At 71.9% G+C, this 21918-nt stretch carries 18 protein-coding genes and 1 pseudogene; 11 read left to right on the top strand and 8 right to left on the bottom strand.

Annotated elements, in window-relative coordinates; genetic code table 11:
* A pseudogene (locus tag RZ84_RS41505) lies at window positions 1-277 on the bottom strand (hypothetical protein); the annotation flags it as partial.
* 302 nt (window positions 278-579) lie between these two features.
* On the opposite strand from RZ84_RS41505, the gene RZ84_RS21445 reads away from it, so the two are divergent.
* From RZ84_RS21445 to RZ84_RS21435, 3 genes are all read left to right on the top strand, one after another.
* Entirely contained in the window at window positions 580-3171 is a 2592-nt protein-coding gene (locus RZ84_RS21445) for a helicase C-terminal domain-containing protein (RefSeq protein WP_043265644.1), read from the top strand.
* A gap of 379 nt (window positions 3172-3550) precedes the next feature.
* A complete protein-coding gene (locus RZ84_RS21440; RefSeq protein ID WP_052230071.1) occupies window positions 3551-4219 on the top strand; it encodes a rhomboid-like protein in 669 nt (222 codons plus the stop codon).
* 1001 nt (window positions 4220-5220) lie between these two features.
* Window positions 5221-6900 (top strand): DNA repair helicase XPB, encoded by a 1680-nt coding sequence (locus RZ84_RS21435; protein ID WP_043265643.1) that lies wholly within the window; start codon window positions 5221-5223, stop codon window positions 6898-6900.
* 287 nt (window positions 6901-7187) lie between these two features.
* On the opposite strand, the gene RZ84_RS21430 is transcribed toward RZ84_RS21435, so the two are convergent.
* Entirely contained in the window at window positions 7188-8504 is a 1317-nt protein-coding gene (locus RZ84_RS21430) for a glycosyltransferase 87 family protein (RefSeq protein ID WP_052230070.1), read from the bottom strand.
* Between the two features lie 425 nt (window positions 8505-8929).
* On the bottom strand, window positions 8930-9160 hold the full coding sequence (locus RZ84_RS21425; RefSeq protein ID WP_043270462.1) for a hypothetical protein: 231 nt from the start codon (window positions 9158-9160) through the stop codon (window positions 8930-8932).
* 344 nt (window positions 9161-9504) lie between these two features.
* Between RZ84_RS21425 and RZ84_RS21420 the strand changes: the two genes are divergently transcribed.
* Window positions 9505-11766: a HelD family protein gene (locus tag RZ84_RS21420; protein WP_241777801.1), complete on the top strand. Its 2262-nt coding sequence runs from the start codon at window positions 9505-9507 to the stop codon at window positions 11764-11766.
* 168 nt (window positions 11767-11934) lie between these two features.
* On the opposite strand, the gene RZ84_RS21415 is transcribed toward RZ84_RS21420, so the two are convergent.
* On the bottom strand, window positions 11935-12657 hold the full coding sequence (locus RZ84_RS21415; protein ID WP_043265641.1) for a copper homeostasis protein CutC: 723 nt from the start codon (window positions 12655-12657) through the stop codon (window positions 11935-11937).
* Window positions 12658-12993: 336 nt separating this feature from the next.
* Here RZ84_RS21415 and RZ84_RS21410 point away from each other — a divergent pair, with 336 nt between their 5' ends.
* Complete coding sequence (locus RZ84_RS21410; protein ID WP_241777800.1) at window positions 12994-13635, top strand: HD domain-containing protein; 642 nt, start codon at window positions 12994-12996, stop codon at window positions 13633-13635.
* 56 nt (window positions 13636-13691) lie between these two features.
* Window positions 13692-14984 (top strand): Cmx/CmrA family chloramphenicol efflux MFS transporter, encoded by a 1293-nt coding sequence (locus tag RZ84_RS21405; RefSeq protein ID WP_043265639.1) that lies wholly within the window; start codon window positions 13692-13694, stop codon window positions 14982-14984.
* 97 nt (window positions 14985-15081) lie between these two features.
* Here the strand turns inward: RZ84_RS21405 and RZ84_RS21400 are convergent, their stop codons facing one another.
* A complete protein-coding gene (locus RZ84_RS21400; RefSeq protein WP_043265638.1) occupies window positions 15082-15351 on the bottom strand; it encodes a DUF4031 domain-containing protein in 270 nt (89 codons plus the stop codon).
* A 1-nt stretch (window position 15352) separates the two neighbouring features.
* Window positions 15353-15715, bottom strand: a complete 363-nt coding sequence (locus RZ84_RS21395) for a hypothetical protein (protein WP_043265637.1) — start codon at window positions 15713-15715, stop codon at window positions 15353-15355.
* A 247-nt stretch (window positions 15716-15962) separates the two neighbouring features.
* On the opposite strand from RZ84_RS21395, the gene RZ84_RS21390 reads away from it, so the two are divergent.
* From RZ84_RS21390 to RZ84_RS21380, 3 genes are all read left to right on the top strand, one after another.
* Window positions 15963-16874 carry a MurR/RpiR family transcriptional regulator gene (locus tag RZ84_RS21390; RefSeq protein ID WP_078894707.1) on the top strand — a complete coding sequence of 304 codons (912 nt, stop codon included), beginning with the start codon at window positions 15963-15965 and terminating at the stop codon, window positions 16872-16874.
* A 62-nt stretch (window positions 16875-16936) separates the two neighbouring features.
* Window positions 16937-17890 carry an N-acetylmuramic acid 6-phosphate etherase gene (gene murQ / locus RZ84_RS21385; protein WP_043265636.1) on the top strand — a complete coding sequence of 318 codons (954 nt, stop codon included), beginning with the start codon at window positions 16937-16939 and terminating at the stop codon, window positions 17888-17890.
* A 51-nt stretch (window positions 17891-17941) separates the two neighbouring features.
* A complete protein-coding gene (locus RZ84_RS21380; protein ID WP_052230068.1) occupies window positions 17942-19600 on the top strand; it encodes a PTS transporter subunit EIIC in 1659 nt (552 codons plus the stop codon).
* Window positions 19601-19628: 28 nt separating this feature from the next.
* Here the strand turns inward: RZ84_RS21380 and RZ84_RS21375 are convergent, their stop codons facing one another.
* The gene (locus tag RZ84_RS21375) at window positions 19629-19907 is read right to left on the bottom strand and encodes a hypothetical protein (protein WP_052230067.1); all 279 of its coding nucleotides are present in this window, start codon (window positions 19905-19907) and stop codon (window positions 19629-19631) included.
* Between the two features lie 112 nt (window positions 19908-20019).
* On the opposite strand from RZ84_RS21375, the gene RZ84_RS21370 reads away from it, so the two are divergent.
* Both RZ84_RS21370 and RZ84_RS21365 read left to right on the top strand, forming a co-directional pair.
* Window positions 20020-20859, top strand: a complete 840-nt coding sequence (locus RZ84_RS21370; RefSeq protein WP_043265635.1) for a helix-turn-helix domain-containing protein — start codon at window positions 20020-20022, stop codon at window positions 20857-20859.
* Complete coding sequence (locus tag RZ84_RS21365; RefSeq protein ID WP_043265634.1) at window positions 20843-21067, top strand: DUF397 domain-containing protein; 225 nt, start codon at window positions 20843-20845, stop codon at window positions 21065-21067. The genes RZ84_RS21370 and RZ84_RS21365 overlap by 17 nt, the downstream gene beginning before the upstream one ends.
* A 240-nt stretch (window positions 21068-21307) precedes the next feature.
* Here RZ84_RS21365 and RZ84_RS41500 read toward each other — a convergent pair whose 3' ends face one another.
* Entirely contained in the window at window positions 21308-21760 is a 453-nt protein-coding gene (locus tag RZ84_RS41500; protein ID WP_063772692.1) for a hypothetical protein, read from the bottom strand.
* Window positions 21761-21918 lie beyond the last annotated feature (158 nt).

Raw genomic sequence — 21918 nt, 5'->3', positions numbered from 1 at the left:
CGGGGGGCGAGCCGGAGTCCCGGGCCGCCGACGGGCCGCCACCGGGCGGCGCGTCCCGGTTCCGGCTCCCGGCGGCCCTCACCACCGCCTCCGGCGTCCCCAGCCGCGCCAGCATCCGCTTCACCCCGGGCACCGAGTCGACCTTCTGCGCGTCGATCTCGGCCCGCAGCGCGGCCACCAGCCGCATCCGGTCACCGGACGGCAGCCCGCGCTGCTGGGCCAGGTCGCCCACCCGGCTCAGATAGTCAAAGACGAGCTGATCGCTCTCGATCCCCACGAAATCCCCTGCGGCGTGCGCTGGTTGCTGCCCCGGCTGCCCCGACGGTACTCCCTCGCCCCGTGCCGGCACCGCGGCCCACACGCGCGGCGGCGTACCGAGCCGTACGGAGGCGTGCCGAGGTGCACGGAGGCGGGCCCGAAGCGCACCGGGACGCGCCGCGGAAGCCGGTCGGCACCGCGTACGGAGGCGGGTGCGAGGAGGCGCTGGACGTACCCGGCCCGCCGCCCCGACCCCCGGCAACCAAGACCGCACCCGCCGCGTGCTCCCCCGCCTCCGCTCACCCGGCTAACGTAAGACGAATGACCACCCCATCCCCCCGCACCCTCGCCGAGGAGCTCCGGAACCGTTCCGACAGCGGGCTCGCCGGTCTGCTGCGGTCCCGGCCCGACCTGCTGAATCCGGTGCCCGGCGACCTGACGCAGCTGGCGACCCGGGCCGGGACGCGGGCCTCGGTGGTGCGCGCCGTGGAGCGGCTGGACACCTTCGCGCTGCAGACCGCGGAGGCGCTGGCGGTGGCGCCCGACCCGTGCCCGTACCCGGCGCTCGCGGCGCTGATGGCGGGCGACGCCGGGGATGCGGCGGTGGCCGCCGAGTTGCCGCGGGCGGTGGCGGCGCTGCGCGCGCAGGCGCTGGTGTGGGGTCCGGACGACCGGCTGCGGCTGGTGCGTACGGCGCGCGAACTGCTGACGCCGAGCGCCACGCACCCGTCGCCGACCGGGCTGGGCCCGGCCGTCGCGGAGGCCGCGGCCGGGATGTCGCCGGGCCGGCTCCAGGAGATCATCGCCGCCGCCGGGCTGCCCGCCACCCACGACCCGGTCTCCGCGGTGGCCGCGCTCACCGCCCTCTTCACCGACCGCGCCCGCATGGCCGCACTGCTGGACACCGCGCCCGCGGAGTCCGTCGCCGTCCTGGACAGGCTGCTGTGGGGCCCGCCTTACGGGGCGGTCACCGACCGACCGGCCGCGCATCTGCAGTGGCTGCTGGACCGCGGCCTGCTCCTTCCGGCGGGCGCCCGCAACGTCGTACTGCCCCGGGAGGCCGCGCTCCACCTGCGGGCCGGGCGCGCGCACCGCGTCCCCGAGCCGGAACCGCCCGTCCTCGCCCCGGTCACCGCACGCGATCCACAGCTTGTGGACAACGCGGCGGCGAGCCAGGCGTTCACGGCACTGGCCACCGTCGAGGAACTCCTCAAGGAATGGGACCTCGGCGGCCCGCCCGTACTGCGCGCCGGCGGCCTGAGCATCCGCGACCTCAAGCGGACCGCCGTCGCCCTCGACACCACCGAGCAGCTCGCCGCCTTCTGGCTCGAACTCGCCTACGGGGCCGGGCTGATCGCCTCCGACGGCGAGGCCGACGAGCGCTACGCCGCCACCCCGGCCGCCGAGGACTGGCTCCAGCTGCCCGACCACGAGCGCTGGGCGGTGCTGGCCGCCGCCTGGCTGCCCGCGACCCGTACGCCGGGCGTGGTCGGCACCGCCGACGCCAAGGGCCGCGCGCTGGCCGCCCTCGGCCCGCACCTGGACCGCTCCCCGGCCCCGGAGGTCCGGCGCCGCACGCTGACCCTGCTGGCCGCGCTCCCGCCCGGCGCCTGCGTACCGCCGGCGGCGATCCTCGCCCGGCTCCGCTGGGAACGGCCGCTGCGCGGCGCCGCGGCAGCCCCGGGCGCCGGGCAGCCCACCGCCCCGGAGTCCGCCACCGCCCCCGCCCCCGTAGAGGACCTGCGCTCCCGCCTCGCCCAATGGACGCTCACCGAGGCCGAGTTGCTGGGCATCACCGGCCGCGGCGCCCTCTCCACCCACGGCCGCGCACTGCTCGGCACCAACCCTGACACCGGGACCGGCCCGGAGACCGAGACCGACCTGGACACCGGCACCGCCCCGGACACCTGGACCGGCCCGGACGAGGCAACGACCACCACCCCCACTGCCCCCACAGCTCCCACCGATCCCACCACCCACGCCGCCGCCCTCCTTTCCCCCCTCCTCCCCGAACCCGTCGACCACGTCCTCCTCCAGGCCGACCTGACCGCCGTCGCCCCCGGCCCGCTGCACCGCCCGCTCGCCGAGGCACTCGGGGTGCTCGCCGACATCGAGTCCAAGGGCGGCGCCACGGTCTACCGCTTCACCCCCGCTTCCGTGCGCCGCGCCCTGGACGCCGGCCGCTCCGCCGCCGAGCTCCAGGAATTCCTCACCACCCATTCCCGCACCCCCGTGCCCCAGCCGCTCGCGTACCTCATCGACGATGTGGCCCGCAAACACGGCCACTTGAGGATCGGCGCGGCCGCCGCCTACGTCCGCTGCGACGACGACGCGCTGCTCTCCGAGATCCTCGCCGACCGCCGCGCCGCCGCCCTGCGCCTGCGCCGCCTCGCCCCGACCGTGCTCGCCGCCCAGACCTCCCCCGATCAACTCCTCGACGGCCTGCGGGCGATGGGCTACGCCCCGGCCGCCGAGTCCGCCGCCGGCGACGTCCTGATCGCCCGCGCCGACTCGTACCGCACCCCGCCCCGCACGGCCCCCGCCCCGGTCCCCGACGGCCCGCCGTCCCCCGACCGCACCCTCCTCGAAGCGGCGGTACGCGCCATTCGCGCGGGCGACCTCGCCGCCACCGCCGAACGCAAACCGGCCCCCGCCGCCCCGTCGGCCCCGGGCGCCCTGCCGCGCACCACCTCCGCCGAAACCCTCGCCACCATGCAGGCCGCCGTCCTCACCAGCTCCCCCGTCTGGATCGGCTACGTCAACGCCGACGGCGCCGCCAGCCAACGCGTCATCGCCCCCGTACGGGTCGAGGGCGGCTTCGTCACCGCCTACGACCACACCTCCGACGAGGTCCGCACCTACGCCCTCCACCGCATCACCGGCGCCTCGGAACTGGCGGACGACTCGGCCTGAGAGCCGGGGGCAGCAGCGCCGTCCCCAAACCGGATTCAGCACTGTCCGGAGCAACGATCCGCGCCCTCTCTCGGCTCTCTCGGTCAGACGAGAAGCGCAAAAGCCCAGGCATCGGAATCCCCCGGCACCGAGCAAGGCCCCGAAAAGGCCATGACGTTCATCTACCGACGACCCCCTTGAGGACATCTGCACAGTTCACAGCGTTGCCGACGGCGACCGACGGAGCCCTGGCGACCTTGGAACCCGTACAGAAACAGAGCCGCTATCACGCTTCGGTCCTCCCCCAGAGGAACAGGGGCCCCACCCCAGGGGCGAGCCTCCGTCCGGCGGAGCCCGGGCGCTTACGTCAGCCCAACGTGGGGTTCTCTATTCTGCCGCGATGAAACGGCTGAGACGTTTGCCCGCTACGACCGTTTATGTGGGCTTGCTGCTGGCCACCGCCGGGTGGATGGCCTCGCAGTCCGTGCGAGAGCAGAACCGCTTCATCCGGCACAACAGCAGTAATGTGCACCATCTCGAAGTCGGCAAGTGGTGGACGCTCTTCACCAGTGCGCTGATGGTGGACGGAGTTCCCATTCTGCTCGGGATAGGTGCCGTAGCTGCCGTACTCGGGCTGGCGGAGTGGCGGTGGGGGACCCTGCGCGGGTTCGGGATCTTCCTCTTCGGGCACGTCGTGGCGACGCTCCTCACCGAGGGCGCCATGTGGCTGATGAAACTGGCCCACCTGCCAGGCGCCCTGTCCAGGGCCCGCGATGTCGGGATCAGTTACGGGCTCGTGGCCACCGCCTCCTGCCTGTTGGCCCTCAGCGGACGGCGAGTCCGCCGCTACGGAGTGCTCGCCCTTGCCGCCCTGCTCACGGTTGCGTGGATCATCAACCAGGAACTCGCCGACGCGGGCCACCTCGTGGCCTTGGGCCTGGGCGTACTCGGAGCCCGCACCCCCTGGCTGCGTTCCGCCGTGCGGCGCCGTTCCACGCAGAAGGATCCGAGCCCGGCGACACCCGCCGAGGCCACCCCGTCCCAGCACGTCTGCCTGACCAAGAACTGATCCGCCCACCCCGGCAAGAGCCGTCGGAAGCGTCCTGGCCCTAGCCCCAGCCAGTCAGGCCCGCGTCTTCCCACGCCGCCCCCCATGCACCGGGGACCGTGACATCTCAGGCCAGCTCGCCCGGATGCCGCCCCGCCGGCCTCCGCGCGGACACCCACCTCAGCCGAGCCGCCGCGCCCTCCACCAAACGGCCCACGAGAGCAGCGCTCCGAGATGCCGAACCCGTCATCTAGGGAGAGGCTGGCCAGCGTGCGCATTTCTCCGGTGCGCTCTCCCCGCCTCCGTGCGTCCGAGCCGGAGGCGGGGAAAGCCCGGGGTCCCGCGTCCAGGAGGAGGTCCCGGTTGCCCTCCACGCTCGCGGCCTTCCGCAGGTCCTCGTAGGTCTGGCCCGGTGGGTACCTCTTCCAGGCCGGCGGGCTTGGCGTCGCGTCGCATGGCCTTGAGCGACGCGAGGCGTTCCTCCCACTTCGCGTACCGGTCGGCATAGCGCTTGGCTCCGTCCTCCCCCTTGAACAGGCCACGCTCGTAGCGGTCCTCCTCAAGGCCGTTGAGGGCTCCCTCGGCCTGGCGGAGCTGTGGACGGAAGTCCTCGCCCGCATGCTCCACCATGCGCACGACTTCCGCCCTGATCTCGGCGAAGTCGACCGTCGAGCGCGCGAGACGGTCGATCTTGAAGAGGACGGGGACGTCGAACTCGGAGAGGCGCGCCAGGATCCGTCGGAGGCCGACGGTCCAGTCCGCGGGAATAGCCGGACGCGTCGATGTCGTCCTCTACTGCGACGACCCTCCAGCCGCGCGCTTCGCACAGCGCCTCGCAGGCCGCCCGCCCGCGCTCTGGAGAAGTGCTTTCCTCGGTTTCGCGCGATAGGCGAACATAGAGAGCGGCGCGCATTCCCGGCGCGTCGGCCGAGACGTCCTTGCGGCGTCGGGCACGGGGCATGGCCCGCACCTGAGCAGGAACGGTGTCTGTCGCCTGAGCGATCCTATCCACGGAGGTATGTGTGTCCTGCTTGATCGTCCAGAGCGACAAGACGCTGCTGCTGGAGGTGGACCACGAGCTGGCGGACGACTGCCGGCGGGCCATCGCGCCCTTCGCCGAGCTGGAGCGGGCGCCGGAACACATCCACACGTACCGGGTGACGCCGCTCGGGCTGTGGAACGCGCGGGCGGCCGGGCACGACGCCGAGCAGGTCGTGGACGCACTGGTGCAGTTCTCGCGCTATCCGGTGCCGCACGCGCTGCTCGTCGACGTCGCCGAGACGATGTCGCGCTACGGGCGGCTGACGCTCACCAAGCACCCCGCGCACGGGCTGGTGCTCACCACCACCGACCGCCCCGTACTGGAGGAGATCCTCCGGTCGAAGAAGGTGCAGCCGCTGGTCGGGGCACGGATCGACCCGGACACGGTCGTGGTGCATCCGTCCGAGCGCGGGCAGATCAAGCAGACGCTGCTCAAGCTGGGCTGGCCGGCCGAGGACCTGGCCGGCTACGTGGACGGCGAGGCGCATCCGATCCACCTGGAGGAGAACGGCTGGGCGCTGCGGCCGTATCAGCAGCAGGCCGTGGAGGGGTTCTGGCACGGCGGTTCGGGTGTCGTCGTGCTCCCCTGCGGTGCGGGAAAGACGCTGGTGGGCGCGGGCGCGATGGCGCAGGCCAAGGCCACCACGCTCATCCTCGTCACCAACACGGTCTCGGCCCGGCAGTGGAAGCACGAGCTGGTGCGGCGGACGTCGCTGACCGAGGACGAGATCGGCGAGTACAGCGGTACGAAGAAGGAGATCCGGCCGGTCACCATCGCCACGTACCAGGTGCTGACGACCAAGCGGAAGGGCGTCTACCCGCATCTGGAGCTGTTCGACTCCCGGGACTGGGGCCTGATCGTCTACGACGAGGTGCATCTGCTGCCCGCACCGGTCTTCAAGTTCACCGCCGATCTCCAGGCCCGGCGCCGGCTCGGGCTGACCGCCACCCTGGTGCGGGAGGACGGCCGGGAGTCGGATGTCTTCTCGCTGATCGGCCCCAAGCGCTTCGACGCGCCGTGGAAGGAGATCGAGGCGCAGGGCTATATCGCCCCGGCGGACTGCGTCGAGGTGCGGGTCAATCTGACCGACTCGGAGCGGCTTGCGTACGCCACGGCCGAGACGGAGGAGAAGTACCGCTTCTGCGCGACCACGGACAGCAAGCAGCGGGTGACCGAGGCGCTGGTGCGCCGGCATCGCGGCGAGCAGACGCTGGTCATCGGGCAGTACATCGACCAGCTGGACGAGCTGGGCGAGCACCTGGACGCGCCGGTGATCAAGGGCGAGACCACCAACGCCCAGCGCGAGAAGCTCTTCAACGCCTTCCGGGAGGGCGAGCTCTCGGTACTGGTCGTCTCCAAGGTCGCCAACTTCTCCATCGACCTTCCGGAGGCCACCGTCGCGATCCAGGTGTCCGGCACCTTCGGCTCCCGCCAGGAGGAGGCCCAGCGCCTGGGCCGGGTGCTGCGTCCCAAGGCGGACGGCCACGAGGCCCGCTTCTACTCGGTCGTCGCCCGCGACACCATCGACCAGGACTTCGCCGCCCACCGCCAGCGGTTCCTGGCCGAACAGGGCTATGCGTACCGGATCGTGGACGCGGACGAGCTGCTGTCAGTGGGAGAGGACGACCCGGCGGGCGAGGACGACCCGGCACCCGCGTGACCTCCGGAGCGCCCCGGGGGTGCCCCCGGGGCACCCCCGGGGGCACCTGGCGGTCTGAACCAGTCGCCCGCCTCCAGGCCCGGTTCGCACGCCCGGTTCACACGCCCCGTTCCCGACCGGGCGCCGGTGACCAGGCCCTGGTGACCGGGCGCCGGTGATCAGGGCCTGATGAGCAGACGCTGGTGAGCTGGCTCCGGTTACGGAGCTCCGTAACCGGAGCTCCCGTTGCCAGGTGCCGGGACCGGTCGCCGCCGTGCGGGGCCCGCGCGGCTCCGCGGCCCGCGTTCCTAATCCGCCGCCCGGGACCGCGTACGGAGCCGCTGGTCCACGCGCGGCTGCGGTATCCCGCTCCAGCCGCGGCTGCCCCCGCGGATGCGGCCGGCGCGGGCGGGATCGTCTGGGGCCCGCCGCGTCCACCAGGCCAGCGCCACCAGCAGCGCGAGGCCGATCAGGGCGTACGGCGCGGCGAGCGGCTGCTGCCACCAGTCGAAGTGCAGGGCGCGCACGCCGCGGTGGTGGAGTGCCCACATCGAGCGGGCGGTGAAGGCGATGGCGACGGCGGCCGTCAGCGCCCGGCGCCAGGGCACGCGCCGGGTGTGTGCGGCCAGCGCGACCAGCAGCGGTACGCACCAGACCCAGTGGTGCGACCAGCTGATCGGCGAGACCAGCAGCGCCGTGACGGCCGTGGCCAGGACGCCCCAGTTGTCCTGGCCGCGCCGTATGTAGACCCGGCGGGCGGCCCAGAGGCCGAAGACGGCGGTGATCCCGGCCGCCGCCATCCACCAGATCCCCGGCTCGGTGGTGTGCAGCAGCCGGGCGACCAGGCCCTGGAGGGACTGGTTGTCGACGATCCACACCTTGCCGACCCGCTGCGTCTCGAACATCCGCCGCGTCCAGAACTCGATACTGGCGCCGGGCAGCACCAGGGCGCCCAGCAGCACCGAGACCACGAACCCGGCAAGGGCGGTGAAGGCGGCCTTCACCCGGCCGGTGATGAGGAGATAGACCGCGAAGATCGCGGGGGTGAGCTTGATGCCCGCCGCGATGCCGGTGGCGAAGCCCTTGAACCGGGCGCCGTCCGGGCGCGAGAGGTCCCACAGGACCAGGCAGGTCAGGGCGAGGTTGACCTGCCCGAAGACGAAGGTCTGGAAGACCGGTTCGATCCAGAGGCCGAACGCGGTGGCGGCGAGGATGGCGGGCGCGCTGTAAGCGGCCTTGCGCAGGCCGGCGGCTTTGCAGGAGAGATGGATCAGCAGCGCCAGGAGGGCGGCGTTGACCAGGACGCAGGTGACTTTGAGGGTGGTGAGCGAGATCCAGGTCGTGGGGATGAAGAGCAGGGCGGCGAAGGGCGGGTAGGTGGCCGGCAGGTCCCACTTGGTGACCGTGAAGCCGTAGAGATCACCGCCGGTCGCGGCGGCCTGGCCCTCGGCACGGTAGACCACTATGTCGGACATCGGGAGTTGCACGGTCATGTACAGCGCCCACAGCCCGGCGAAGGACAGCACCAGCAGCGCCACTCCCCACGCCAGTCGGCCGGGCCTGGCGATGCTCTGCGCCCAGGTGCGTCTCCACGTCCACGTCCCCGTCCCGTCGGCGGCAGACACCGTTGACCCCTCCTCGTCGCCCTGAGCGCGCGCTCTGCGGCGACGCTAATGGATCGAGACCGACCGTCCGTAACGCTTTCCGGTCAACCGGAGGTCCATGCCGAATCTGCTGCTTCTTGCACGTCCTGGCGCGTATTGGTTGGTGTTCTCGTCGTGCTTGGTGTGCTTGTCGTTGGCTGGTGTTCTCGCCGTTCGTCGCCGTACTTGGCGTCGACCGGTTCTCGTCATTGGCCGTCGTACTTGGCGTCGGCCGGCGTGCTTGGCGTCGGCCGGCGTTCTCCTCGTTGGTTTCGTAGTCGACCGGTGATCTCGCCGTCGGGTGCGCGGTCGATCGGTGATCTCGCCGTTGGGTGTGTGGTTGCTTCGCCGTTGGGTGCGTGGTTGGTTTCTCGGTTGGTTTGGCCGTTGGATTCGCGGCCGGATGGTCAGCCCTCGGCGTATTCCCCCATCACCACGACGCTGAACGCCGCCGCCGCGAAGACCTTGACCGCGCGAAGTGCGTCGCCGACGAGATGGCGGTGCTCATGGGCGGCGGATGTGCCGCCGCTGGGGTCGGGACCGAGGGCTGTGGCGCCCTTGACCGGGTGCCGGGAGACCGGATGGGCAGAGGAAGAGACGGAGGAGACGGAGGAGACGGAGGAGACGACGGAGGGGATGGTGCCGACAGAAGCCGAGGAAATCGTTGCGCTGCTCATGCCTCCATCATCGAATCCACGCGACCGCGGAACATCGGCCCACGGGTCCATCTCTCCGCGGCCCCGCGTCAGCCTATGGGTCCACCCCGTCCCCTACGGGAGACCTACGGGACCAGGCGGTGTCCCTCCCTGGTACGGCAACCCGGCGCCGGCTCCGCAGGCCCGGAAAATCCATTGGCGCCCCTGATAGCTGCTGACTACAATCGCGCGTCTGCCTGCCTCCCGTCGGGAGTGCCACCGACCGGACGGAAACCGGCCGGCCCTTCGTTTCGCACCGATGCCGACCCGCCACCGGAGGCAAGACCGTGCCCTCGCACGCCCACCAGTCCCCCGACTACCGCCCCTCATCGGCAGCGCCGAGCGCCGGCAGCCTCGCTCCGGAATTCCCGTCGCCCGACCACCATCCCTCACCGACGGCACCGAGCGCCAACAGCCCTGCCCCAGAGCCCCCGTCGCCCGACCGCGCCCCCCTCCAGCGCGAGCGCGCGCACCTCGCCGCTTCCCGTGCCGCCCTCCGCGCGATGCGCGAGGACGCCCAAGCCCTCAACATCGCCGACGTCACCGCGAACTGGGTCAACGCCGAGGTCCTCCAGGGCGAGATCGACGCCCGTATCAAGGCCCTCGCCGATCTCGCGCACACCCCGCTCTTCTTCGGCCGACTCGACTACCTGCACGCCCCGGGCCTCGACCTCGCCGAGGGCGCATCAAAAGGGGCGGCGCGAAGCGCCTCTGACAAGGGCGGTGGTGGGCGACGGGCGGGCGAGAACTTCTACATCGGGCGCCGCCATGTCCACGACGCCGACGGCGACCCCATGGTCATCGACTGGCGCGCCCCCGTCTCCCAGCCGTTCTACCGGGCCTCCAAGAAGGACCCGATGGACCTCAAGCTGCGCCGCCGCTTCGGCTACACGGCCGGTGAGCTGACCGCCTACGAGGACGAGCACCTCACCGACCCGGCCGAGGCCGAGACCACCAGCGCCCTCCTCCAGGCGGAGATCGAACGTCCGCGCGTCGGCCCCATGCGGGACATCGTCGCCACCATCCAGCCGGAGCAGGACGAGATCGTGCGGGCCGGCATCGGGGGTTCGGTCTGCGTCCAGGGTGCGCCCGGCACCGGAAAGACGGCCGTCGGCCTGCACCGTGTCGCCTATCTCCTCTACGCCCACCGGGAGCGGCTGGCCCGTTCCGGCACCCTGGTCATCGGCCCCAACCGCTCCTTCCTCCAGTACATCGAGCAGGTGCTGCCCGCCCTGGGCGAGCTGGAGGTCAAGCAGGCCACGGTGGACGACCTGGTCGGCCATGTGGAGGTGCGCGGTGCGGACGAGGCCGCCGCGGCGATGGTCAAGGGCGACGTGCGGATGGCCGAGGTGCTGCGGCGGGCCGTGCGCTCGCACATCGCCCTGCCGCAGGAGCCGTGCGTGGTGGTCCGCGGCTCCCGCCGCTGGCGCGTACCGGCGTATGAACTCGAAGAGATCGTCCGGGAGTTGATGGACCGCGACATCCGCTACGGGGCGGCCCGCGAGGCGCTGCCGCAGCGGATCGCGCATGCCGTCCTGGTCCGCATGGAGCAGGCGGGCGAGGCGCCCGACGACCGGGTGCAGGACGCGGTGGCCCGTAATGCCGCGGTGAAGGCGGTGGTCAAGGCGGTCTGGCCGCCGGTCGATCCGGCGAAGCTGGTCCTGCGGCTGCTGGGCGACGCCGACTTCCTCGCCGCGCAGGCGGACGGGATCCTCACCCCCGAGGAGCAGAAGACGATCCTGTGGACCAAGCCGGCGCGCAGCGTGCGGAGCGCCAAGTGGTCACCCGCGGACGCGGTGCTGATCGACGAGGCGATGGACCTGGTGACCCGTACGCACTCGCTCGGCCATGTGGTCCTGGACGAGGCGCAGGACCTCTCCCCCATGCAGTACCGGGCGGTCGGCCGCCGCTGCACGACCGGTTCGGCGACCATCCTGGGCGATATCGCCCAGGGCACGACCCCGTGGGCGACCGATACCTGGCAGGAGGCGCTGGCCCACCTGGGCAAGCCCGGTTCGGTCATCGAGGAGCTGACCCAGGGCTTCCGCGTACCGCGCGAGGTCATCGCGTACGCGTCCCGGCTGCTGCCCGCCATCGCCCCTGATCTGACGGAGGCCACCTCGATCCGCGAGTCGGCGGGCGACTTCGCGATCCGCGCGGTGCGGCCCGCGGACCTGGACTCCGCCGTCCTCGGGGCCTGCCGCGACGCGCTCGCGAAGGAGGGCTCGATCGGTCTGATCGCGGCGGACGCCCGGATTCCGGTGCTGCGTACGGCACTTGAGGAGGCCGGTATCACCTGCCTCGCCCCCGGAGCGGAGACCTCGGCCACCGCCCGGCTGACCCTGGTGCCCGCCACTCTGGCCAAGGGCCTGGAGTACGACTACGTGGTGCTGGACGAGCCGGCCGCGATCGTCGACGGCGAACCGGACGAACGGACCGGGCTGCGCCGTCTGTACGTCTGCCTGACCCGGCCGGTGTCCGGCCTGACCGTCGTCCACGCGGCCGACCTGCCGCGGCAGTTGACGACGACCGCGGGGGCGGACAGCTGAGAACGGCCACGGGGGCGGGCGGACGACGACGGCCGACGACGACGGCCATAGGGGGCAGACCACAGACTCGGGCGGCAGCCGGCCGACGGCGGCTACGGGGGACCCCCGACCGAGGCGGCCTCAGTGGGGCAGACCCCCCGAGGCCCGCCCCACCCCGCAGCCCTCACCTCACACCTGCTGCACCACCGGCACATCCAGCGCCGCCCGCCACTCCCGTACGGCCGCCGCCTCCACCGGTGCCGCCCAGCCCCCGGGCCGGGCGGCGCCGCCGATGTGGAACGCGTTCAGCCCGGCCGACCGCAGCTCCGGCAGATGCTCCAGCCGCAGCCCGCCGCCCACGAGGATCCGCGGCGCGTATCCCGGCTCGCCCGCCTCCGTGCGCGCCTGCTCGGCCACCAGGGTCGCCAGCCCCTCGTCGACGCCCTGCGCCGAGCCCGCCGTGAGATACGTGTCGAGGCCGCCCGACCGGCCACCACCCGCCAGTTCCGTACGCAGCGCGTCCCGGTCGGCGGCCCGGTCGATGGCCCGGTGGAAGGTCCAGCGGCACCCGTCGATCACCTCGGCCAGCGCCCCCACGGCCGCGAGGTCCACCCGCCCATCCGGGGTCAGGAACCCGAGGACGAACTCCTCGGCCCCCTCCGCCCGCAGCACCGCCGCCTCCGCGCACAGCGCGTCCACGTCGCCCGCCGCGAACCCGTCGGCGGCCCGCAGCATCACCCGCAGCGGAAGATCGACGGCCGCGCGGATCGCCGCGAACGTGGCGCGCGGCGGCGTCAGCCCGTCCGCCGCCATGTCCGTGACCAGTTCAAGCCGGTCGGCACCGCCGGACTGGGCGGCGATCGCGTCCTGCGGACCGAGCGCGATCACCTCCAGGAGCGCGCGCTGATTCATACGACCCAACCCTTCGACGACGAGATGGCGAGCGACCACGTGACAGGACAGCGGACCGAGGCGCCGCACCGCGCACCACGACGAGCACCACGACGGCGAGCACGATGGCAGGCACGCCGCCGAGCACTGCGGCGACACACACCGACACGCGCACGGTCACGCGCACCGACACGACAGGTCTAGTCCAATATCCAGCCTAAGCGCTCCCCGGCCCCGTCGGGGCCACTCACCCCCAGGACACGGCCGAAATCCACCCGTACCCCACCTCTCCCGCCATCATCGCCCCCTCCCCTGCCGCGATACCCCCCGCACCGGAACCGGGGCACAATGACGCCCATGACCACCCTGGCCAGCCGCTGGGCCACCACCGTGGCCAACGCCCGCGCCCCCCACACGGGCCCCGACCCCGCCCCGTACGCGACGAACCTCCTCGCCCGCTGGGACGAGCCCCAGCGCCGCTACCACACCACCGACCACCTCGCCGCGGTCCTCGACCGCATCGACGAACTCGCCGACCACGCCCAGGACTTGCCGGCCGTCCAACTGGCGGCGTGGTTCCACGACGCCGTCTACCGCCCCGACCGCTCGGAGAACGAGGAGCGCAGCGCCGCCCTCGCCGAACGCGCCCTCCCCGAACTCGGCATCGACGCCCCCCGCACCGCCGAGGTCGCCCGCCTCGTACGCCTCACCGTCACCCACGACCCGGCCGACGGCGACCGCAACGGCGAGGTCCTCTGCGACGCCGACCTGGCCGTACTGGCCGGCTCCCCGGACCGTTACGCCGCCTACGCCGCCGCCGTCCGCGCCGAGTACGGCTTCGTCCCCGACCCCGACTTCCGGGCCGGCCGCGCCGCCGTACTCCGCCAACTCCTGGCCCTGCCCCACCTGTTCAGGACGCCCCACGGCCGGGCCCACTGGGAACAGCCGGCCCGCCACAACCTCGCCACCGAACTCTCCCTCCTGAGCACCGGGACGTGATCCGCGACACCCGGCCCTCGGGAATGTAAGCCGCCCAGGCACGGTTGGTACCTGACATGCCAGCACCATCCGACCGCTCCCGCCTGCCCATATCCGTCTACGTCCTGGGGCTCTCGGTCTTCGCCCTGGGCACGTCCGAGTTCATGCTCTCCGGCATCCTCCAGCCTCTCGCCCGGGACCTGAAGGTCTCCATCCCGCAAGCCGGACTGCTGGTCTCCGCCTTCGCCATCGGCATGGTCGTCGGCGCCCCCGTACTGGCCGCCGCGACCCTCCGCCTCCCCCGCCGCACCACCCTCATCACCCTGCTCGCCGTCTTCGGGCTGGGCCAGGCGGCAGGCGCCCTGGCCCCGTCCTACGCCGTCCTCTTCGCCTCCCGCGTCATCAGCGCACTGGCCTGCGCGGGCTTCTGGGCGGTCGGCGCGGCGGTGGCGGTATCGCTGGTGCCGGTCACGGCGCGTGCCCGCGCGATGGCAGTCATGGTCGGCGGGCTGAGCATCGCCAACATCGCCGGTGTCCCCGCCGGCGCCCTGCTCGGCCAGCACGCCGGCTGGCGCGCCGCCTTCTGGGCGGTGGCCGCCCTCTCCGTGATCGGCCTCGTCGGCGTCATCGCCCTCGTCCCGTACACGGCGGTCCCGACCGGCGAGGACCGCCCGCAGCTCCGCCGCGAGCTGAGCATCTACAAGGACAAGCAGGTCTGGCTGGCGCTGATCGCCACCGCCATGAACGCCGCCGCGGTCTTCGCCCTCTTCTCGTACCTCTCCCCACTGCTCACCGAGACCGCCGGCCTCGCCGAGAGCTGGGTCCCGACGGTGCTCGCGCTCTTCGGCGTCGGCGCGCTGATCGGTACGTTCATCGGCGGGCGCATCGCCGACGCCCACCTCTTCGGCACGCTCTTCACCGGAATCTCGGCCTCCACCGCCGTACTGGCCGCCCTGGCGCTGACCGCACACAGCCCGGTCGCCGCCGTGGGCCTCTCGCTCATGCTCGGCGTCACCGCGTTCACCACCGCGCCGGCCCTCAACGCCCGGATGTTCAACGTCGCCAACGCCGCCCCGACCCTCGCCGGCGCCACCACCACCGCCGCCTTCAACGTCGGCAACACCCTCGGCCCCTGGCTGGGCGGCGTGACCATCAGCGCGGGCTGGGGCTACCCGTCCGTTGCATGGACCGGCGCGGCCCTGGCAGCCGTAGCCGTCGCCACCACGGCGGTCGCCTTCCGCGTCCACCGATCGACGGCCCGCTCCCGCCTGGTCGCCTCTTCCCCGGCCCCCTCCCCCGCCCCCAGCCCCTCCCCCACACCCACCACCCCCACGCCCACCCCCACCCCGGAAGCCGCCGACCGGCGCTGACGTTCCCGAACCGGCGCTGACGCTTCCCAACCGGGACCGATGCTCCCGAACCGGGACTGTCGCTCCCCCTCGGCGCCCTGCGTGGCGTGGCAGCTCGCTACGCTCCAGGGCGCCCCTTGGGGCGTCGCAGCCCTGCTTCGGTCAGTCGCCGGACCAGTTCCTTGGACCCGACCTCCACGGCCCCCGCCCGCACCGCGTCCCCATAGCGCTCCGCCGGCAGGTCGTAGTGGTCGCGCTCGAAGGCCCGCGGCGGCGCGCCGATTTCAGCCGCGAAGCGATGCAGCTCGTCGAACGACCGATCACTCACCAGGTGTGACCACATCCTTCCGTGTCCAGGCCACGTGGGCGGATCTATATAGATCGCCACCTCATCCCTCCGCCGGCGCGCGGAGCCGGCCGACGGGGGCCACGGCCACCGCTGTCTTCGGGCACACCCAGTGCGGATCCGGACCCAACTCCGGCTCCACGTCCAGCGCATGGGGATCGCCGGACTCGATGCACACCGGACACAGCGGCCAGCGCCCGTACCGATCCAACAGCGCGTCCTGTACATCCTGCGCTATCAGCCCGGCGAGGAACGCCGCGCCGTCAGGCCACTGCTCCACCCACCACCGGCGGTGGGAGACCGCGTCCTCGACGAGCGAGACGATGTCGGCGTCCGCGACCTCGTCCGCGATCAGATCGGCGAGCACCAGCGCTCGCGCGGTATGCAATGCCTGCTCCAGCTCCATGCCCACATTCTCTCGCGGTCCGCGCGACCGGTCGAAGTTATCCACAGGCGCTGCCGAGCGGGCCTCGCGACTGTCCACAGGCTTCACGGAGGGTATTGACGCGTCACCGCACTGAAATTACTTTTCAGTCATGAGCAGCGGAGTGAAGGAAACTTTCAAGGACGAGTCCACCAAGCCTCACCCCGACATCCACCCCGAGACCCATCCCGAACCGCGGCCCGAGTCCCGAGCCAGCATCCGGCCCGGCATCCGCCCCGCGAGCAGATCGGCTCCGTCCGCGCCCGCGCCCGCGGCGCTGGCAGCCAAGGTCCGCACCCTGGCCCCGACGATGACCCGCTCCATGCAGCGCGTCGCGGAGGCCGTCGCGAGCGACCCCGCCGGCTGCGCCGCCCTCACCGTCACCGGCCTCGCCGAGCGCACCGGCACCAGCGAAGCCACCGTCGTCCGCACCTCCCGGCTGCTCGGCTATCCGGGCTATCGCGATCTGCGTCTGGCGCTGGCCGCGCTCGCCGCGCAGCAGGCGGCCGGCGGCGCGCCCGCGGTGACCGCGGATATAGCGGTCGACGACTCCCTCATCGATGTCGTCGCCAAGCTCGCGCAGGAGGAGCGGCAGTGCCTGGCCGACACCGCCGCCGCGCTGGACGTCACCCAGCTCGAAGCGGCCGTTGCCGCCCTTGCCTCGGCCCGCCGGATCGATGTGTACGGAATAGGGGCCTCCAATCTCGTCGCCCAGGATCTGGTGCAGAAGCTGCTCCGTATCGGCCTGATCGCGCATGCGCACTCGGACCCGCACCTCGCCGTGACCAACGCCGTGCAGATGAGGGCCCGCGATGTCGCCATCGCGATCACCCATTCCGGCCGGACCACCGACGTCATAGAGCCCCTGCGGGTGGCCTTCGACCACGGCGCGACGACCATCGCCATCACCGGCCGCCCGGACGGCGAGATCGCCGCGTACGCCGACCACATCCTGACCACGTCCACGGCCCGTGAGAGCGAGCTGCGCCCCGCCGCGATGTCCTCCCGGACCAGTCAACTCCTGGTGGTCGACTGCCTCTTCATAGGCGTGGCGCAGCGCACGTACGAGACCGCCGCCCCGGCACTCTCCGCCTCCTACGAGGCGCTGGCCCACCGCCACTCGCCCCGTACCGGCCACTGACCCCGCCGCGGGCACCGGCCGCCCCTCCGTCCTCCGCGCACGCCCGAAGAGAGCCGCCAGCCATGACCAGCCCCGCCGCCCACGACCCCAACTACACCAGCCTCCGCACCGAGTTGGACGCCCTCACCACGGAAGCCTTCCGGCCCGACCTCGCGGAGATCGACCGGCGCTCCACCCTGGAGATCGCCCGCACGATGAACGGCGAGGACGCCACCGTCCCCGCCGCGGTCGCCGCCCGCCTCCCCGAGATCGCCGCCGCCATCGACGCCACCGCCGCCCGTATGGCCCGCGGGGGCCGGCTGATCTACGCCGGTGCCGGTACGGCGGGCCGCCTCGGTGTGCTGGACGCGAGTGAATGCCCGCCGACGTTCAACACCGACCGCTCCGAGGTCCTCGGCCTCATCGCGGGCGGCCCGTCGGCGATGGTCTCGGCCGTCGAGGGCGCCGAGGACAGCAAGGAGCTCGCGGTCGAGGACCTGACCGCGATCGCCGTAGCCGACCGCGACACCGTCGTCGGCATCTCCGCCTCCGGTCGTACGCCGTACGCCATCGGTGCCGTCGAGCACGCCCGTGCCATCGGGGCGCTGACCATCGGCCTTTCCTGCAACGCCGATTCCGCTCTCGCCGCCGCCGCGGAGCACGGTATCGAGGTCGTTGTGGGCCCCGAGCTGCTGACGGGCTCCACCCGCCTCAAGGCGGGCACGGCCCAGAAGCTCGTCCTCAACATGCTCTCGACCATCACCATGATCCGGCTGGGCAAGACCTACGGGAATCTGATGGTCGACGTCCGCGCCTCCAACGAGAAACTGCGGGCCCGTTCGCGCCGCATTGTCGCGCTCGCGACGGGCGCCACCGACCTGGAGATCGAGGCCGCTCTCGCGGAGACGGACGGCGAGGTGAAGAACGCCATCCTCGTTCTCCTCGGCGGTGTCGACGGCCGCCGGGCCGCCCGCCTGCTGCACTCCTCCCGCGGCCACCTCCGCGCCGCCCTTCACTCCGCCCACTCGGCCAACTGACCCGAGACCCCTCATTGCTGACGTTACGTCACACACAGCGAGGCGCCGCACATGACCGAAGACAAGAACCGCGCCACCGCCGCCGCGATCCTCCCCCTCGTCGGCGGCGCCCGGAACATCACCTCCATCGCCCACTGCATGACCCGACTCCGCCTGGGCATCCGGGACCGTTCCCTGGTCCACGACGAGGCCCTCAAGGCGCTGCCGGCCGTACTGGGCGTGGTGGAGGACGACACCTACCAAATCGTGCTCGGTCCCGGCACGGTCGCCCGGGTCACCCCGGAACTGGAGCGCCTCGCGGCCGACGACAGCACCCCCATCCCGCGACCCGAATCACCGACCGAACCACCCTCCGAGGCACCAACCGCACCGCAAGCCGGACCAGAGGACACCCCGCAGCCCACACCCACGCCCACACCCGCGCCCGCCCCAACCGCCGCAACCAGCTCCGCCACCACCGCCTCCGATCTGGCCGCGCAAGGTGCTGTCCTCAAGGCCCGCCAGAAGGCGCGCAACGCCACACCCGTCAAGCTCTTCCTCCGCCGTATCGCCAACATCTTCGTCCCGCTCATCCCCGCCCTGATCGGCTGCGGCATCATCGCGGGCGTCAACGGCCTGCTGGCGAACGCCGGTTGGCTCCCCGGCCTCGTCCCGGCCCTTACCGCCATCGCCTCCGGCTTCATGTCGCTGATCGCGGTCTTCGTCGGCCACAACACCGCTAAGGAGTTCGGCGGCACGCCCGTCCTGGGTGGCGCGGTCGCCGCCGTCATCGTCTTCCCGGGCGTCGCCAACATCACCGCGTTCGGCCAGAAGCTCTCCCCCGGCCAGGGCGGCGTCCTGGGCGCCCTGGCCGCCGCTCTCCTCGCCGTCCAGGTGGAGAAGCAGCTCCGCCGACGCGTCCCGGAGGCCCTGGACGTCCTCCTCACCCCCACCCTCACCGTCCTCCTCGCCGGCCTGGTCACCGTCTTCGGCCTGATGTACGCCGCGGGCGAGATCTCCACGGCCATCGGGGCGTTCGCCACCTGGCTGCTCGCCCACGGCGGCGCCGTCGCCGGTTTCATCCTCGGCGGCCTCTTCCTCCCCCTGGTCATGCTGGGCCTGCATCAGGCCCTCATCCCCATCCACACCACCCTCATCCAACAACAGGGCTATACAGTCCTCCTGCCGATCCTCGCGATGGCCGGCGCGGGCCAAGTGGGCGCCGCGCTCGCCGTCTACATCCGCCTCCCCCGCAACCGCTCGATCCGTACGACGATCAAGTCCGCCCTCCCTGCCGGTTTCCTGGGTGTCGGCGAGCCCCTGATCTACGGCGTCTCGCTGCCCCTGGGCCGGCCGTTCATCACCGCCTGCATCGGCGGCGCGTTCGGCGGCGGCACCGTCGGCCTCTTCAACCAACTCGGCGACGCGGTCGGCTCCACCGCCATCGGCCCGTCCGGCTGGGCCCTGTTCCCCCTGGTCAAGGGCAACCACCCGCTCGGCACCACGGTCGCCGTCTACGCCCTCGGCCTCGCCGTCGGCTATCTGGTCGGCTTCGTCGCCACGTATCTCTTCGGCTTCAGCAGACAGCTGCGTACGGACCTGAACGCCGCCCCGCAGCGCGCGGACGCGGCCCCGGCACCGACGGCCGGGGAAGCCGACATGGCCGCGCCGGCTGTCCCCCGTCCGGGAGGTGCGGACGGCGCCCGCGCGCCGCTCCACGACGCCGGCTAGCACCGGAGCTGCCGGCCGGCCGCCGGAATCACCGCCGCCGCCCCTCCGGGCCGTGCCCGTCGTACGCGTCGTGCCCGAAGGCGGCGCCCCCGGCGTACTCCGCGAGGACCTCGGCCAGCCGCTGGGCGGTCTCCACATTGCACCGCCCCAGTTCCACCAGCGGCGCCATGAACGTACTGGCCGCCGAGACCGGATCCACGCACAGGGATGGCAAGGTCACCCCCACCGCCCGTAGCGCGCTGTCCAGTTCCGCCGTGACCTGCTCGGGCACCTGCTCGCTCTCGCTCGCCGTCAGCACTCCCACCATCACCTTCCACACTGTGCGTTCGCCGTTATGCACACAGCGTGGCGGCAACCGGTCTAGCCTGGACAGAGGCGCAGACCCAACAACCGTTCCGTTCCACCAGGGAGTTGCTGCGATGCCCGCACCAAAGCCCCTCGATCCCTCCTCGTCGCCCCGCGCCATGCTCGGCGCCGAACTACGCCACCAGCGCGAGAAGGCCGGACTCACGCAGGAGGAGCTCGGCAACCGCCTCTTCGTCAGCGGCTCCTTCATCGGCCAGCTGGAGGCGGGCACGCGGCGCATGCACGTCGACATCGCCCAGCAGATAGACCAAATCCTGGGCACGGACGGCTACTTCGAGCGCAACTGCGCGGCGGCGACCAAGTCGAAGTACCCGGATCACTTCGCGGAGGCGGCGGAGGCGGAGGCGATTGCGACAGAGATCCGTGAGTACGAGCAGCTGCTGATCCCGGGATTGCTCCAGACTCCGGCGTACGCGCGGGTCGTTTTCCGTGCATACCAGCCGACGGCAACGGACGACGTCATCGACGAACTGGTCGCGAACCGAATGGACCGAACACGACTGCTCGACAGTCCAACAACTCCGTTGGTTTGGAGCATCTTGGACGAGGCGGCGCTACGCCGAGCGGTCGGCGGATCCGGGGTGATGGCCGAGCAGCTGGGCCACGTCGCAGACTTGGCCCGGCGTCACCGGGCCATCGTTCAGGTACTGCCATTCAGTGCCGGGGCGCATGCGGCCCTTGAGGGCTCTCTGAAGCTGATGGCCTTCGAAGATGCACCGCCACTGGCCTACCTCCAGGGTCTTGGTACCGGACGGCTGCACGACGATCCAGCCACAGTCGCGCACTACCAACTCGCCTACGATTTCCTCACGGCCAACGCATTGTCACCGAAAGAATCCTTGGCCCTGATTGAATCGGTGGCGGAGGATTACGCCCATGAAGAGCATCCCTGAGTACGACCTGAGCACCGCCACCTGGCACAAGTCCAGCTACAGCGGCGGCAGCGGCGGCAACTGCCTCGAAGTCTCCGACGGCCACCCCGGCATCGTGCCGGTTCGCGACTCCAAGGTTCCGCAGGGCCCGGGGCTCGTGTTCCGGGCGTCGGCGTGGACGGCGTTCATAGCGGGCGTCAGGGAAGGGGAAGCGGGCGGCGACCGCTAAGCCGTAGCCGCCCCCTTCCTGCCCGCAGTAAGGGGCTCGTGATGCGCCACTGGGGCGTATCACGAGCCCCTGTCCGTCGTAGTAATCACTCCACGTGTCCGCAGTTACTGCACACCCACTGCGACTCGTCGGTGGGATTGCCGTTCTCGTCGGTTTCCACGGTCCTGTACATCGTGCTGTGGCACTTGCCGCATCCGCGCGTCTCGATCAGTGGCCCCATACCGACCTCCCGGATGCGTTCTACCCGGAGTCGGACTCGGTCTCACGCAGAGCGATGGCATGGTCAAGCATTTCGACCGCCTTCAGACGCGCCGCTTCGCGGGCCTCTATCTCTTCCGCGCTGTCGCCGGTGGCGGCGACCCTCGGGCATTGAGGGCAGGACCACCGGTCCACCCAACCGGGAGAGGGGGACTTCATCGCCACCTTGCAGTGCGGGCAGAGCATCGTCACTCCCTCGACGTGACCGCAGAACGCGCAGACCCAGACGGGCCCCTCGCTGTCCCGCTGCTGCCACATGGTCCGGCGGCAGCGCGGGCAGCCCGTCGTGCCGATGCCCAGCGGGCCCATGATGGGCGGGTCCGGGGTGGCGTCGGCGTAGGCCACGATCTGCTTGCGCAGCCGGTCGTCCGTCGTGTTGGCCATGCGCAACAGGCGGACGGTACGGGAGCGAACCTCTTCGACAAACTCGGTCATCGCCGCAGCAGCGTACGCGAATCGCCCATGCCCCGGGGCTCAAGCCTCGCGATCCGAGCCCTCTTTCCAAGGAACGGGCGGACGGTCAGAAACCCACCCACCCGCCCCCTGCGCGCCAACTCTCGCGCATACCAGGAAGGATGACATTCCGTAGCGGG

It is taken from the genome of Streptomyces sp. CT34 (assembly GCF_000805335.1).
Classification (GTDB): domain Bacteria; phylum Actinomycetota; class Actinomycetes; order Streptomycetales; family Streptomycetaceae; genus Streptomyces.
The sequence above is the reverse complement of the archived record's forward strand: the minus strand, read 5'-3'. Positions and strand labels throughout refer to the sequence as shown.

Coding starts and splice junctions, on each gene's coding strand:
- RZ84_RS21445 (WP_043265644.1), top strand. CDS start 580: ATGACCACCCCATCCCCCCGCACCCTCGCCGAGGAGCTCCGGAACCGT.
- RZ84_RS21440 (WP_052230071.1), top strand. CDS start 3,551: ATGAAACGGCTGAGACGTTTGCCCGCTACGACCGTTTATGTGGGCTTG.
- RZ84_RS21415 (WP_043265641.1), bottom strand. CDS start 12,657: ATGAATCAGCGCGCGCTCCTGGAGGTGATCGCGCTCGGTCCGCAGGAC.
- RZ84_RS21410 (WP_241777800.1), top strand. CDS start 12,994: ATGACCACCCTGGCCAGCCGCTGGGCCACCACCGTGGCCAACGCCCGC.
- RZ84_RS21405 (WP_043265639.1), top strand. CDS start 13,692: ATGCCAGCACCATCCGACCGCTCCCGCCTGCCCATATCCGTCTACGTC.
- RZ84_RS21395 (WP_043265637.1), bottom strand. CDS start 15,715: ATGGAGCTGGAGCAGGCATTGCATACCGCGCGAGCGCTGGTGCTCGCC.
- murQ (WP_043265636.1), top strand. CDS start 16,937: ATGACCAGCCCCGCCGCCCACGACCCCAACTACACCAGCCTCCGCACC.
- RZ84_RS21380 (WP_052230068.1), top strand. CDS start 17,942: ATGACCGAAGACAAGAACCGCGCCACCGCCGCCGCGATCCTCCCCCTC.
- RZ84_RS21375 (WP_052230067.1), bottom strand. CDS start 19,907: ATGGTGGGAGTGCTGACGGCGAGCGAGAGCGAGCAGGTGCCCGAGCAG.
- RZ84_RS21370 (WP_043265635.1), top strand. CDS start 20,020: ATGCCCGCACCAAAGCCCCTCGATCCCTCCTCGTCGCCCCGCGCCATG.
- RZ84_RS21365 (WP_043265634.1), top strand. CDS start 20,843: ATGAAGAGCATCCCTGAGTACGACCTGAGCACCGCCACCTGGCACAAG.
- RZ84_RS41500 (WP_063772692.1), bottom strand. CDS start 21,760: ATGACCGAGTTTGTCGAAGAGGTTCGCTCCCGTACCGTCCGCCTGTTG.